The sequence below is a fragment of the Dickeya parazeae Ech586 genome, from assembly GCF_000025065.1.
Classification (GTDB): domain Bacteria; phylum Pseudomonadota; class Gammaproteobacteria; order Enterobacterales; family Enterobacteriaceae; genus Dickeya; species Dickeya zeae.
Genome location: NC_013592.1, coordinates 3,750,872 through 3,764,678, shown reverse-complemented (window position 1 = coordinate 3,764,678; position 13,807 = coordinate 3,750,872). Strand labels below are relative to the sequence as shown.

Annotated in this window: 12 protein-coding genes, 2 tRNA genes and 1 rRNA gene; 9 read left to right on the top strand and 6 right to left on the bottom strand. The window is 52.2% G+C overall.

The features are described from left to right. The 5 genes from ispF (at nucleotide 1) to rpoS (ending at nucleotide 4,975) form a co-directional block, all read left to right on the top strand. A complete protein-coding gene (gene ispF, locus DD586_RS16455) occupies nucleotides 1–498 on the top strand; it encodes a 2-C-methyl-D-erythritol 2,4-cyclodiphosphate synthase (protein ID WP_012885943.1) in 498 nt (165 codons plus the stop codon). Next, a complete protein-coding gene (gene truD, locus DD586_RS16450; RefSeq protein ID WP_041165082.1) occupies nucleotides 498–1,544 on the top strand; it encodes a tRNA pseudouridine(13) synthase TruD in 1,047 nt (348 codons plus the stop codon). Before ispF ends, truD begins: the two co-directional genes overlap by 1 nt. A gap of 128 nt (nucleotides 1,545–1,672) precedes the next feature. Continuing rightward, nucleotides 1,673–2,299, top strand: coding sequence for a protein-L-isoaspartate(D-aspartate) O-methyltransferase (locus DD586_RS16445; RefSeq protein ID WP_012885941.1), 627 nt, complete (start codon nucleotides 1,673–1,675; stop codon nucleotides 2,297–2,299). Between the two features lie 388 nt (nucleotides 2,300–2,687). Further along, nucleotides 2,688–3,929, top strand: coding sequence for a murein hydrolase activator NlpD (gene nlpD / locus DD586_RS16440; RefSeq protein ID WP_012885940.1), 1,242 nt, complete (start codon nucleotides 2,688–2,690; stop codon nucleotides 3,927–3,929). Between the two features lie 53 nt (nucleotides 3,930–3,982). Beyond that, nucleotides 3,983–4,975 (top strand): RNA polymerase sigma factor RpoS, encoded by a 993-nt coding sequence (gene rpoS / locus DD586_RS16435; protein ID WP_012885939.1) that lies wholly within the window; start codon nucleotides 3,983–3,985, stop codon nucleotides 4,973–4,975. A 98-nt stretch (nucleotides 4,976–5,073) separates the two neighbouring features. On the opposite strand, the gene proS is transcribed toward rpoS, so the two are convergent. The 6 genes from proS to metN form a co-directional block, all read right to left on the bottom strand. Continuing rightward, complete coding sequence (proS, locus tag DD586_RS16430; RefSeq protein WP_012885938.1) at nucleotides 5,074–6,792, bottom strand: proline--tRNA ligase; 1,719 nt, start codon at nucleotides 6,790–6,792, stop codon at nucleotides 5,074–5,076. Between the two features lie 115 nt (nucleotides 6,793–6,907). After that, nucleotides 6,908–7,615, bottom strand: coding sequence for a tRNA (N6-threonylcarbamoyladenosine(37)-N6)-methyltransferase TrmO (tsaA, locus tag DD586_RS16425; RefSeq protein WP_012885937.1), 708 nt, complete (start codon nucleotides 7,613–7,615; stop codon nucleotides 6,908–6,910). Beyond that, the gene (gene rcsF, locus DD586_RS16420; protein WP_012885936.1) at nucleotides 7,612–8,019 is read right to left on the bottom strand and encodes an Rcs stress response system protein RcsF; all 408 of its coding nucleotides are present in this window, start codon (nucleotides 8,017–8,019) and stop codon (nucleotides 7,612–7,614) included. Before rcsF ends, tsaA begins: the two co-directional genes overlap by 4 nt. 114 nt (nucleotides 8,020–8,133) lie before the next feature. Continuing rightward, the gene (locus DD586_RS16415; RefSeq protein WP_012885935.1) at nucleotides 8,134–8,949 is read right to left on the bottom strand and encodes a MetQ/NlpA family lipoprotein; all 816 of its coding nucleotides are present in this window, start codon (nucleotides 8,947–8,949) and stop codon (nucleotides 8,134–8,136) included. Between the two features lie 64 nt (nucleotides 8,950–9,013). Beyond that, nucleotides 9,014–9,667, bottom strand: a complete 654-nt coding sequence (locus DD586_RS16410) for a methionine ABC transporter permease MetI (protein ID WP_012885934.1) — start codon at nucleotides 9,665–9,667, stop codon at nucleotides 9,014–9,016. Continuing rightward, a complete protein-coding gene (gene metN, locus DD586_RS16405) occupies nucleotides 9,660–10,691 on the bottom strand; it encodes a methionine ABC transporter ATP-binding protein MetN (protein ID WP_012885933.1) in 1,032 nt (343 codons plus the stop codon). The genes DD586_RS16410 and metN overlap by 8 nt, the downstream gene beginning before the upstream one ends. 179 nt (nucleotides 10,692–10,870) lie before the next feature. On the opposite strand from metN, the gene gmhB reads away from it, so the two are divergent. The 4 genes from gmhB (at nucleotide 10,871) to DD586_RS16385 (ending at nucleotide 13,687) form a co-directional block, all read left to right on the top strand. After that, nucleotides 10,871–11,437, top strand: a complete 567-nt coding sequence (gene gmhB, locus DD586_RS16400) for a D-glycero-beta-D-manno-heptose 1,7-bisphosphate 7-phosphatase (protein ID WP_012885932.1) — start codon at nucleotides 10,871–10,873, stop codon at nucleotides 11,435–11,437. Between the two features lie 367 nt (nucleotides 11,438–11,804). Further along, nucleotides 11,805–13,347: ribosomal RNA gene (locus DD586_RS16395) — 16S ribosomal RNA — on the top strand. Nucleotides 13,348–13,417: 70 nt separating this feature from the next. Continuing rightward, a tRNA-Ile gene (locus DD586_RS16390) sits at nucleotides 13,418–13,494 on the top strand. A gap of 117 nt (nucleotides 13,495–13,611) precedes the next feature. Then, nucleotides 13,612–13,687: transfer RNA gene (locus tag DD586_RS16385), tRNA-Ala, on the top strand. The last annotated feature ends 120 nt before the right edge of the window (nucleotides 13,688–13,807 follow it).

The following is a 13,807-nucleotide window of genomic DNA, read 5'->3' as shown; positions in this document are numbered from 1 at the left end:
ATGCGTATCGGTCACGGTTTTGATGTGCATAAATTTGGCGGGGAAGGCCCGTTGGTGATCGGTGGGGTGCGTATTCCCTATGAGCGCGGCTTGCTGGCGCATTCCGATGGTGATGTTGTGTTGCATGCGGTTACCGACGCGCTGCTGGGCGCGGCGGCAATGGGGGATATCGGCAAACTGTTTCCCGATACTGACCCGGCTTATCGCGGCATCGACAGCCGTGAATTGCTGCGTGAGGCCTGGCGTCGTATTACCGATAAAGGTTACGAGTTGGGTAACCTGGATGTCACTATCATTGCACAGGCCCCGAAGATGGCACCACACATCCCACAAATGCGCGTCAATATTGCTGAAGATCTGCAATCGCATATGGATGACGTCAATGTGAAGGCTACCACCACGGAGCAACTGGGTTTTACCGGTCGTGGCGAAGGGATTGCCTGTGAAGCGGTCGTTTTACTGGTCAGAAGTGACGCGGCGGGAGTCGTGGCATGGTAATGGCTTGCGAATCACTGTCTTGGTTGCATGGTGAACCTGTCGCAACAGGGAAACTCAAGGCGTCGCCGGATGATTTCTTTGTTGCCGAGGATTTGGGGTTTACCGCAGACGGTGACGGCGAACATGTGCTGGTACGTCTTCGTAAACGAGAGTGTAATACCATTTTTGTAGCGGAAGCACTGGCCAGGTTTGCAGGTATCCCGGCGCGTTCTGTCAGCTATGCCGGACTAAAAGATCGTCACGCGGTAACTGAGCAGTGGTTCTGTCTTCATTTGCCGGGCAAAGAGTCCCCGGAGTGGTCGACGTTTGCGCTCGATGGGTGTGAAATTCTTGAAGCACATCGCCATCGCCGTAAACTGCGTATTGGTGCGCTACGTGGCAATGCATTTCGACTGGTGTTGCGTGAGATCAGTGACCGTGCCGAGGTCGAAACCCGTTTGCAACAGGTCGCAGCCGGGGGCGTACCTAATTACTTTGGCAGTCAGCGTTTTGGTCGCGATGGTAATAATCTGGATCAGGCCCGTCGTTGGGCGAATGACGAGATTCGGGTTAAGGATCGCAGCAAACGGAGTTTCTACCTCTCGGCCGTTCGCAGTGAATTATTTAATCAGATAGCCAGCGCGCGGCTGGCGACATATGGCCCAACACAAGTATTGGTGGGTGATGCACTGCAACTGACCGGTCGCGGTAGCTGGTTTGTGGTGAAGCCGGAGGAGTTGGACGACGCGCAGTCACGTGTGAATGCTGGCGACGTACAAATTACCGCGGCCTTACCGGGACAAGGCGACCCTGGCGTGCAAGCGCTGGCGCTGTCGTTTGAGCAGCAATGTTTGCAGGAGCACACTCAGCTCTTATCATTGTTGACGCGCGAGCGGGTGGAGAGTGCTCGTCGCGCTATCATGTTGTATCCGCAAGAGATGCGCTGGTTGTGGCAAGATGATGCCACGCTGGAGTTACACTTTTGGCTGCCTGCGGGGTGCTTTGCCACCAGCGTGGTGCGGGAACTGCTGCTTCCTGTGCAACAGGAACAACAGGAAAATAGGTAATCGGTCTGATCCGCGGCGGGTTTTTCGGTCGCAAACGCCTGTGTTATGCCAGGACGGGCAGTCGGTTTCTTTGCTATCGGGGGACGGAGCGAGTTGATGAGGTGGGCTAACGCTGGAGCAGGCTGGGAATGGTGAACAAACGCGTGCAAACGCTGCTGGAACAGCTTCGCCAGCAGGGAATTCAGGATGAACGCCTGTTGCAGGCGATGGCTTCGGTTCCCCGTGAACGCTTTGTTGACGAGGCATTCGAGCATAAAGCCTATGATAATGTCGCCCTGCCAATCGGCTCCGGACAAACCATTTCTCAGCCATACACCGTCGCCAGAATGACGGAGTTGCTACGGCTGACGCCGGTATCTCGTGTGCTGGAAATTGGCACGGGGTCCGGCTATCAAACCGCCATCCTGGCACATCTGGTGCAGCATGTATTTTCAGTTGAGCGCATTAAAGGCCTGCAATGGCAGGCGAAAAGGCGTCTTAAGCAATTGGATCTGCATAATATTTCCACCCGCCATGGTGATGGCTGGCAAGGCTGGGCTTCTAAAGGGCCATTCGATGCCATTATTGTCACGGCGGCACCGCCGGAGATCCCCTCGGCGTTGATGGAGCAACTCGATGAAGGCGGCATTATGGTGTTGCCGGTAGGGGAGCAACAACAAACGTTACAGGTGGTGGTGCACCGTCATGGTGAATTTATCGTCCAGACGGTGGAAACAGTTCGGTTTGTTCCGCTGGTCAAAGGGGAACTGGCTTGATACCGTGGCACTCGCCGTCATCATCTTCAATGACATCGTCTTGATCGGTAAAACAGTATTCATTGATAAACAGTATTTATTGATAAACAGTATTCATCGGTAAAACATCCGTCTTTAAAATTTCAATACAACTGTCTTATGGTGATAACGGATTGATATTGATAGGCTGTGTGCCGTCGTTGTCCGTGTCTTGGCCCTGTTGGTACAGTATGGCTGCCAGGCAGAACTGTGTAGTGATTGCCTGTTTGTATCGACGAAGACGATGAATGGTGGCTGCGTTTTGCGTTGTTTGGCATGCTCACTACCCTTCATCAGGGTACCCCGGACAGGAGTAAACGCCGGGGCCGGGCAGATTTCGTCATTTTTGGTTATAGGGGGAATTTGGCGCATGGGAAGCCAAATCGTTAACTGGCGTCAGATCGCTGTGTGTTCGATTATTATTCTGGGATTGGCTGGTTGTGCAAATGACAATAATCAGGCCGCCCCGATCAGCAGCGTGGGAGGTAACGACGCAGGAAGCCGTTCGGGCAGTACGACCACCTATTCACCACCACCGCGTATTTCGAGCGCTGGCAGCAGCATGAGCAATAACTCGCAGCCTCTTCCTTCCGCGAGTATAAGCCGTCCTTCTAGCGAGGCGTCGCCAGCACCCGCAGCCGTCACCACGCGGGAAGGGAAGATTGTCTATAACCGTAGCTATAACAGCATTCCGAAAGGGAGCTATACCGGCAATAACTACACCGTCAAACGTGGGGACACCCTGTTTTATATTGCCTGGATTACCGGTAATGATTACCGCGAGCTGGCCCAGCGCAACAATATTCAGGAGCCTTATAGTCTGAATGTCGGCCAGACGTTGAGCCTTGGCAGCAACATGAATGCTTCAGGCGGTTCTCAGGGGATGGCGATCGCCGGTACGCCGACCATGACAACGACTCCTGCTCCTGCCGCCAGCAGCCCGTCTGACAGCGGCCATATGTTGCCAGAAAATGCGGCTAAAGCCTCTGGCGGTAGTCGTATGTTGTCGGGCAATAATAATACCGCGAACAGCAGCGGTCATATGCTGCCAGCCAACGCGGCGGCCGCTGCTACGGCGTCGCCATCGTCAACACAAATGCAATCCGCACAGGTTGATTCTCAACCAACTAATGCGTATTCTGAAGGTTCGGGTAAACAGAATGCGGGCGGTAAGATGCTGCCTGCGGCAGGGGCTGCAGCTACGTTGCCTGCCACCGAACCGACGCAAACCAACACGGCAATTGCCAGTTGGCGTTGGCCTACAGATGGGAAAGTCATAGATAATTTCTCAGCCTCAGAGGGGGGAAATAAAGGGATTGATATCGCCGGCTCACGTGGGCAATCCGTTGTCGCTACCGCTTCCGGGCGCGTAGTGTATGCGGGTAACGCGTTACGCGGTTACGGTAATCTGATAATCATCAAACATAATGATGACTACCTGAGCGCCTATGCCCATAACGAAACCATGCTGGTCCGGGAACAACAAGAGGTAAAGGCGGGTCAACAAATTGCTACCATGGGTAGCACCGGAACCAGTTCAGTACGCTTGCACTTTGAAATTCGTTACAAGGGGAAATCCGTAAACCCGCTGCGTTTTCTTCCGCAGCGATAAATCGGGCAGGGTATGTTGGTATCCTGCCATGGGATCACGGGTAGGAGCCACTTATGAGCCAAAATACGCTGAAAGTTAACGAGTTGCATGAAGATGCTGAATTTGATGAGAACGGAGTCGATGTTTTTGACGACAAAGCGCTTGCGGAGGAAGAAACCAGCGATAGCGATCTACTCGATGAGGAATTGCTCTCGCAAGGAACTGCACAGCGCGTGCTGGACGCAACTCAGCTCTATCTGGGAGAAATCGGCTACTCACCTCTTCTGACGGCTGAGGAAGAAGTTTACTTTGCCCGTCGGGCACTACGCGGCGATGTCTCTTCTCGCCGCCGTATGATCGAGAGTAACCTGCGGCTGGTGGTGAAAATCGCCCGCCGCTACAACAATCGAGGACTGGCATTGCTGGACCTGATTGAAGAGGGAAACCTCGGTCTTATCCGCGCTGTTGAGAAATTTGACCCTGAACGCGGGTTCCGTTTTTCAACTTACGCCACCTGGTGGATCCGTCAAACGATTGAACGGGCCATCATGAATCAAACCCGAACTATCCGTTTACCTATCCATATCGTCAAAGAACTCAACGTTTATCTGCGTACGGCACGTGAGCTTTCCCACAAGCTGGATCATGAGCCGAGTGCGGAAGAGATTGCTGAACGGTTGGATAAGCCGGTGGATGACGTGAACCGTATGCTGCGCCTCAATGAGCGCATCACGTCGGTAGATACCCCATTGGGCGGAGATTCGGAGAAAGCGCTGCTGGATATTCTGGCCGATGAGAAAGATAACGGCCCGGAAGATACCACTCAGGATAACGATATGAAGCAGAATATCGTTAAGTGGTTGTTTGAACTGAACGCCAAACAGCGTGAGGTGCTGGCTCGTCGTTTTGGTCTGCTGGGATATGAAGCCGCTACACTGGAGGATGTCGGTCGTGAAATCGGTCTGACACGTGAACGGGTTCGTCAGATTCAGGTAGAAGGGTTGCGCCGTCTGCGTGAAATCCTGCAAGTGCAGGGTCTGGACATCGAAGAGCTGTTCCGCGAATAACCTGTACAATAATTAACATGGCACAAAAAATGGTGGGTTTCCCCACCATTTTTTATGTCCGACAGATCAGACGTTGTATGTCTGAGAGGCGGTTTGCCTTATCGGGCACATTGAGATAGCAAAAACTCAACGATATCGCCGGCTTTGATCATCTCTTTCTCACCTTTACGGCGGTGCTTATATTCGATCTCATCGTTGTCGAGGTTACGATCGCCAATCACGATAGTATGCGGAATCCCGATCAATTCCATATCGGCAAACATAACGCCAGGACGCTCTTTACGGTCATCCAGCAACACATCAATGCCGTTTGCACGTAACTGCTGATAGATGCCTTCGGCTACTTCCTGCACACGGAAGGATTTATGCATGTTCATCGGCAGAATCGCGACCTGGAACGGCGCAATGGCGTCAGGCCAGATAATACCGCGATCGTCGTGGTTCTGTTCAATGGCGGCGGCGATCACACGGGTGACACCGATGCCGTAGCATCCCATGGTCAGAGTCTGGTTACGACCGTCTTCACCTTGTACCGTGGCTTTCAACGCTTCGGAATATTTTTTACCCAACTGGAAGATGTGGCCCACTTCGATACCACGCTTGATAAGCAACGTGCCTTTACCGTCCGGGCTGCGATCACCTTCCACTACATTGCGGATATCCGCAATCTGCGGCAGTGTGATATCGCGTTCCCAGTTGATACCGAAGTAATGCTTACCATCAATGTTGGCACCCGCACTGAAGTCGCTCATGACGGCGACAGTCCGGTCAACGACAACCGGTACCGGCATATTGACTGGCCCCAGAGAACCAGGGCCTGCTTTTACAACCGCACGGATTTCATCTTCGGTCGCAAATGTCAGCGGGCTGGCAACCAGTTCCAGTTTTTCGGCTTTGACTTCGTTCAGTTCGTGATCGCCACGAACCAGCAGGGCAACCAGTTTATGGCCGCTTTCTTCAGTCGCTTTCACCAGCAGAGTCTTAACGGTTTTTTCTATTGGCAGAGTAAACTGTTCGACCAGTTCGGCGATGGTTTTAGCGTTCGGCGTATCTACCAGTGTCATAGGCTGAGTGGGTGCACTCAGGCCATGTTCCGGTGCAACGGCTTCCGCCAGCTCGATATTGGCAGCGTAATCCGACTCTGTAGAGAAGACGATGTCGTCTTCACCGCTGCTGGCCAGCACCTGGAATTCATGGGATGCATTGCCACCGATAGAACCTGTGTCGGCCTGTACCGGGCGGAAATCGAGGTCCATGCGACTGAAAATCTTGCCGTAGGCGGCATACATGGCGTCGTAAGTAACCTGCAGGGATTCTTGCGTAGTATGGAACGAATACGCATCCTTCATCAGGAATTCACGCGCACGCATGACGCCAAAACGCGGACGGACTTCATCACGGAATTTGGTCTGGATCTGGTAGAAGTTCAGCGGCAACTGTTTGTAGGAGCTGATTTCGTTACGGATCAAATCCGTAATCACTTCTTCATGCGTTGGGCCGAGTACAAACGGGCGGTCGCCACGGTCAACAAAGCGCAACAGTTCAGGACCATATTGCTCCCAGCGGCCGCTTTCCTGCCACAAGTCAGCGGGTTGGACCACCGGCATTGAAATCTCGATGGCACCGGCGTTATTCATTTCTTCACGCACGATGTTTTCGACTTTTTTCAGCACCCGCAATCCGGTTGGCAACCAGGTATAAAGGCCGGATGCCAGTTTACGAATCATCCCGGCACGCAGCATTAACTGATGGCTGATGACTTCGGCATCGGCAGGCGTCTCCTTCAGCGTGGAGAGCATGTATTGACTTGTACGCATGATGTTTGAGTTCCGTCAGAACAAATAAATAGCATTAACCACAGTGTGGTTTAGGCAGAAAAAGTGGTTTAGTTTACCAGTGCGGGCGGTTCCCCAAAAGTCGCCGCCGTGTTTTTTAACCGCCATCAAGGCTGATAACTTCCGTTTGACCGTCAATGACCTGCCATTTGACATTAAATTCCAACAGCCGTGCGGCATACACTTTGGTGTCATCCTCCCCTTTGCGGTAGGCTGGGCGAGGGTCTTGCGCCAGCACCTGGGTAATGAAACGCCGCAAATTAGGATGAATGTGCTGCTGCGTAGTCAGTTGCTGTTCCGCCAGCGCGGAAAAACGAACGGGCATCTCGGCGTCGGGGGCCAACTGTGCAAAGCCGGCTCGCGCCTGCGGCTGGCTTTCTGCGAATGGTAAATACGGTTTGATATCAACGATGGGGGTGCCATCGACCAGGTCCAGACTGCCCAGATCCAGTATTACGCCATCCCGCCCCGTGCGAACCGCTTTGAGTTCAACCAGTGACATGCCTATCGGGTTCGGACGAAACGTTGAACGGGTAGCGAATACGCCCATACGGGCATTGCCGCCCAAACGCGGCGGCCTGACCGTTGGGCGCCAGCCAGCGGAGGCTGTCTGGTGGAAGATAAACAGTAGCCACAGATGACTGAAATCCTCGAGCCCGCGAACGGCCTCGGGTTGATCATAAGGCGAGAGGAGATGTAACTCCCCACCGCCATCCTTAATCAGACCGGGTTGCCGGGGTACGGCGAATTTTTCTTTATAAGGGGAGCGGATAACACCGATCTGATTAAAGCAAAATTGGCTCATTGCGCGGAAACTTTCAATGCGGTGCCCTGGCAAACCGCCTGACGGTAGCATCCTGCGACATTGCTGATTATCTGGCAGTCATGCAGCAATACGGCGTTGGCTTTCATGGCGGTCGCGCGGTTTTGCATCTTTCTGCGGGCAGAGGGAATGCTAGGCGGTGTATCTTGTGCACTTGACTGGCAGGAGGAACCAGATACTTCGCCCATATCGCGGAATGGCTTGCCTACCAGTTCTTCGGCACTTTTATACAGCACTGCTGGCGCAGTGTGTACGACCGGCTTCGGCTTCGGCGGAGGTTCTACTGCCGCAGGGGGCTGAGGTTGTGGCGTAGGCGCAGCGGGTTTGTGCAGCAGGGAACACCCTGTTAGCGAAAGCGCCAACAACAGAACAGGTACAGCACGCATAAATTTTCCTCTGGCTTGGATAAAGTGCGGTTATTGAATCAAGCTATACAGAAAATAACAAGACGGGCTGGCGCCCGTCTTTCATCTCTTTTGTGCAAGAAAGTAAGTATTAACTTACCAGCCTTTCACTGCACCACCATTAAAGACTTTCAACGCCGCCTGATTCACTTCCTCAGACTGATAGGCCTTGACGAATTTTTTCACGTTTTCTGCGTCTTTGTTGTCTTCACGAGCAACCAGCAGGTTAACGTATGGTGAGTTTTTGTCTTCTACAAACAGGCCATCTTTAGCTGGGGTCAGATTGATTTGGCTGGCATAGGTGGTGTTGATGATAGCCAGCGCAATCTGGTCGTCATCCAAAGAACGCGGTAATTGCGGCGCTTCCAGTTCAACCAGTTTCAGGTTTTTCGGGTTTTCAACCACATCCAGCGCGGTCGGTAACAGGCCAACGTTGTCTTTGAGTTTGATTAAGCCGACTTTCTGCAGCAGCAACAGCGAGCGGCCCAGGTTTGTCGGGTCGTTAGGCAGTGCTATCTGGGCGCCATTTTGCAATTCGCTCAGCGATTTGATTTTTTTGGAATAGCCCGCGATCGGATACACAAAGGTGTTGCCGACGGAAACCAGCTTGTAACCGCGATCTTTAATTTGCTGGTCGAGGTACGGTTTGTGCTGGAAGGCATTCAGGTCGATATCGCCTTTGCTCAGCGCTTCGTTCGGCAGCACGTAATCATTAAAGGTCACCAGCTCAACATCCAGGCCGTATTTTTCTTTGGCGACTTTCTGTGCCACTTCCGCTACCTGTTGTTCTGCACCGACGATAACGCCCACTTTAATGTGGTTAGGGTTCTTCTGCTCCTGACCGCATCCGGCCAGCGCCAGTGCACCAATCAACGCACCTACTGCGGCGAGAGATTTCAATTTAATTGCCATTTTTTACCCCTATGTAATGTTTTTAACCTGCACTGAAGAAGATAAACGCGATACTAAAACTCAATTATTTATGAGTAACCGCGCGAACTGTTCTTTCACCAAAAAACTGAATGAGATAAACCAGTACCACCAGCAGAACCAGTACGGTATTCATCACGGTGGCGTTATAACCGACATAGCCATACTGATAGCCAATCTGCCCCAGACCACCCGCGCCGACTGCGCCACCCATCGCTGAGTAACCGACCAACGTAATCAGGGTAATCGTCGCCGCATTGATCAAACCGGGGAGTGCTTCAGGGAGCAGAATCTTACGGATAATCTGCATCGGTGTTGCGCCCATGGCGCGTGCCGCTTCAATCAATCCGGTTGGAATTTCCAGCAAGGCGTTTTCCACCATACGGGCGATAAACGGTGCGGCACCTACCGTCAACGGTACGATCGCTGCCTGTAAGCCAATCGCGGTTCCGACAATGATTCGGGTAAACGGGATCATCCACACCAACAAAATAATGAAGGGAATTGAGCGGAAGATGTTTACTAATGCGGAAATACTACTGTAGAGCTTGGGATTGGCGATAATTTGCCCGGGTCGGGTGATATACAACAGCACACCAATAGGCAACCCCAGTACAAAGCCAAAGAAACCGGACACAAATGTCATTACCACGGTTTCCCATACACCGCGGGCAAGCAACCAGATCATGGCTTCAGACATAACCCAATACCTCAATATTTACATGGTGTTGCTGCAGAAATGCGATAGCTGCCTGAGTATCGGTGTCTTGTCCGTGCATTTCTGCCAGCATGATGCCGAATTTAACGCCACCGGCGTAATCCATCTGCGCACTGATAATGTTGTTGTTAACGTTGAACGTGCGAGCCACTTCGGACAACAGCGGCGCATCAACCGACTGACCGGTGAATTCCATTCTCAGCAGCGGTACGTTCCCCTGACGGGGTGTTGGTGATAGCCGTTGCTGGTAGTCATCTGGAATATCCAGATGCAGGGTAGACTGAATAAATTTCTGTGCCAGCGGCGTTTTCGGGTGTGAGAACACCTCGCTGACCGTGTCCTGTTCAATCAGCTTGCCGTCACTGATCACCGCCACCTGATCACAAATACGTTTAACGACATCCATTTCATGCGTAATCAACAGAATGGTCAGACCCAGTCGGCGATTAATATCTTTTAGTAATTCAAGAATAGAACGGGTAGTGGCTGGGTCCAGTGCGCTGGTGGCTTCATCACACAGCAGTACTTTAGGATTACTTGCCAACGCACGGGCGATGGCGACACGCTGTTTTTGACCGCCAGACAGGTTGGCCGGGTAGGCATCATGTTTGTCCGACAGGCCGACCAAATCCAGAAGTTGATGTACCCGCTGCTTGATATCAGACGCGGGAGTATTATCCAGTTCCAGCGGTAACGCCACGTTGCCAAATACGGTACGGGAGGATAACAAATTGAAGTGCTGGAAAATCATGCCGATTTGACGGCGAGTGCGCGTCAGCTGGCTTTCCGACAGGCTCATCAGATCTTTCCCGTCGATCAACACTTTCCCTTGAGTCGGTCTTTCCAACAGATTCACGCAACGAATCAGTGTGCTTTTACCCGCACCTGATGCGCCGATTACGCCATAAATCTGGCCAGCGGGTACGCGTAATGTCACGTCGTCAAGTGCAGTGACGGCGCGCCCCTTTTGCTGAAAAACCTTTGTAATATTAATTAGTTCAATCATAAGTTTTATCAAAGATGCCGATAGCCGGATTAGAAACCATGATAATCCGGCCCAATGTGGAAGGGATGTTAAGGCGTCTAGACGTCCAAGTCAATCGAGATCCTATTGGGGATGTACTCTCTCTGATAATGAAAACATGCGATACTACGCACAATTTACGCCATCAGGAGCAAAGGTAAGTGGCAAATAGCGTTCCAGCAATTTTTCTCGACCGTGACGGTACTATTAATGTTGATCATGGTTATGTCCATGAAATCGATCAGTTTCAATTTATCGATGGGGTCATCGAGGCCTTGCATGAACTCAAAAAAATGGGGTTTGCCTTGGTGTTGGTGACCAATCAGTCGGGGATTGCCAGAGGCAAGTTTACTGAAGACCAGTTCATGCAGCTTACCGAATGGATGGACTGGTCGTTGGCCGATCGCGGTGTTGATTTGGATGGTATCTATTATTGTCCGCATCACCCTGATGCCGGTGAAGGGGAGTACCGCCAACAATGTGACTGTCGTAAGCCTCAGCCTGGCATGTTCCTCTCCGCGCAGCGTCATCTGCATATTGATATGGCGGCTTCCTATATGGTGGGTGACAAAATGGAAGATATGCAGGCGGCACAGGTGGCAGGAGTGGGAACCAAAGTTCTGGTGAAAACGGGTAAGCCGCTCACTGAAGAGGGCGAAAAATTGGCTGATTGGGTAATTGATAGCCTGGCAGACCTGCCTAAAACGATAAAACAGCATGGAAAATAGCCGTAAGGGTGGAAAAATGCGCGAACGGAAAAAAAGACTGAAAAAGTGGTTGTGTAACCCGTTCGGATCCCTATAATGCGACCCCACTGACACGGCAACAGCGGCAACGCAGCGCGGTGTCAGGAAGCGAAAACGAAAATAATCGTTGACACTTCATGAGGAAAGCGTAGTATACGCCACCTCGCGACAGCAGGCTCAGACCGGTCGCACTGCTCTTTAACAATCAATCAGACAATCTGTGTGGGCACTCGCAGGACGCTTCACTAAAAAATTAGTGAAAGTCTTGAAGAGTGACAACAGTTAATTCATTACGAATAAACAGTAAATTCTTTGAGCACCGTTTTCTTCGGAAAACACATCAAACTTTAAATTGAAGAGTTTGATCATGGCTCAGATTGAACGCTGGCGGCAGGCCTAACACATGCAAGTCGGGCGGTAGCACAAGGGAGCTTGCTCCCTGGGTGACGAGCGGCGGACGGGTGAGTAATGTCTGGGAAACTGCCTGATGGAGGGGGATAACTACTGGAAACGGTAGCTAATACCGCATAACGTCGCAAGACCAAAGAGGGGGACCTTCGGGCCTCTTGCCATCGGATGTGCCCAGATGGGATTAGCTAGTAGGTGAGGTAAAGGCTCACCTAGGCGACGATCCCTAGCTGGTCTGAGAGGATGACCAGCCACACTGGAACTGAGACACGGTCCAGACTCCTACGGGAGGCAGCAGTGGGGAATATTGCACAATGGGCGCAAGCCTGATGCAGCCATGCCGCGTGTGTGAAGAAGGCCTTCGGGTTGTAAAGCACTTTCAGCGGGGAGGAAGGGAGCAGGGTTAATAACCCTGTTCATTGACGTTACCCGCAGAAGAAGCACCGGCTAACTCCGTGCCAGCAGCCGCGGTAATACGGAGGGTGCAAGCGTTAATCGGAATGACTGGGCGTAAAGCGCACGCAGGCGGTCTGTTAAGTTGGATGTGAAATCCCCGGGCTTAACCTGGGAACTGCATTCAAAACTGACAGGCTAGAGTCTCGTAGAGGGGGGTAGAATTCCAGGTGTAGCGGTGAAATGCGTAGAGATCTGGAGGAATACCGGTGGCGAAGGCGGCCCCCTGGACGAAGACTGACGCTCAGGTGCGAAAGCGTGGGGAGCAAACAGGATTAGATACCCTGGTAGTCCACGCTGTAAACGATGTCGATTTGGAGGTTGTGGTCTTGAACCGTGGCTTCCGGAGCTAACGCGTTAAATCGACCGCCTGGGGAGTACGGCCGCAAGGTTAAAACTCAAATGAATTGACGGGGGCCCGCACAAGCGGTGGAGCATGTGGTTTAATTCGATGCAACGCGAAGAACCTTACCTACTCTTGACATCCAGAGAAGCCTGCAGAGATGCGGGTGTGCCTTCGGGAGCTCTGAGACAGGTGCTGCATGGCTGTCGTCAGCTCGTGTTGTGAAATGTTGGGTTAAGTCCCGCAACGAGCGCAACCCTTATCCTTTGTTGCCAGCACGTAATGGTGGGAACTCAAGGGAGACTGCCGGTGATAAACCGGAGGAAGGTGGGGATGACGTCAAGTCATCATGGCCCTTACGAGTAGGGCTACACACGTGCTACAATGGCGTATACAAAGAGAAGCGACCTCGCGAGAGCAAGCGGACCTCATAAAGTACGTCGTAGTCCGGATTGGAGTCTGCAACTCGACTCCATGAAGTCGGAATCGCTAGTAATCGTAGATCAGAATGCTACGGTGAATACGTTCCCGGGCCTTGTACACACCGCCCGTCACACCATGGGAGTGGGTTGCAAAAGAAGTAGGTAGCTTAACCTTCGGGAGGGCGCTTACCACTTTGTGATTCATGACTGGGGTGAAGTCGTAACAAGGTAACCGTAGGGGAACCTGCGGTTGGATCACCTCCTTACCGAGTAGAAGTGCCTGCGTGGGTGTCCACACAGATTGTCTGATGAAGAAGATGAGCAGTAAAACCTTATAGGCTTGTAGCTCAGGTGGTTAGAGCGCACCCCTGATAAGGGTGAGGTCGGTGGTTCAAGTCCACTCAGGCCTACCAACTCTACTTGTCCTTGAAACGTTCACGAACTGCGTTGACGATGTGCTTTTGCACGGAGCGCGACGGGGTATGCAGTGTTTCTGTGGCTAAGCGGGTTGAAAAGGTTGATGCATCTATGGGGCTATAGCTCAGCTGGGAGAGCGCCTGCTTTGCACGCAGGAGGTCTGCGGTTCGATCCCGCATAGCTCCACCATTTACGAATGACTTCAGAGTGTACTGGCAACAGTATGCTGCGAAGTATTCTGCTCTTTAACAATCCGGAACAAGCTGAATAATTTGAAACGACGGCATGTGAGTGTGAATTCATGTGTTG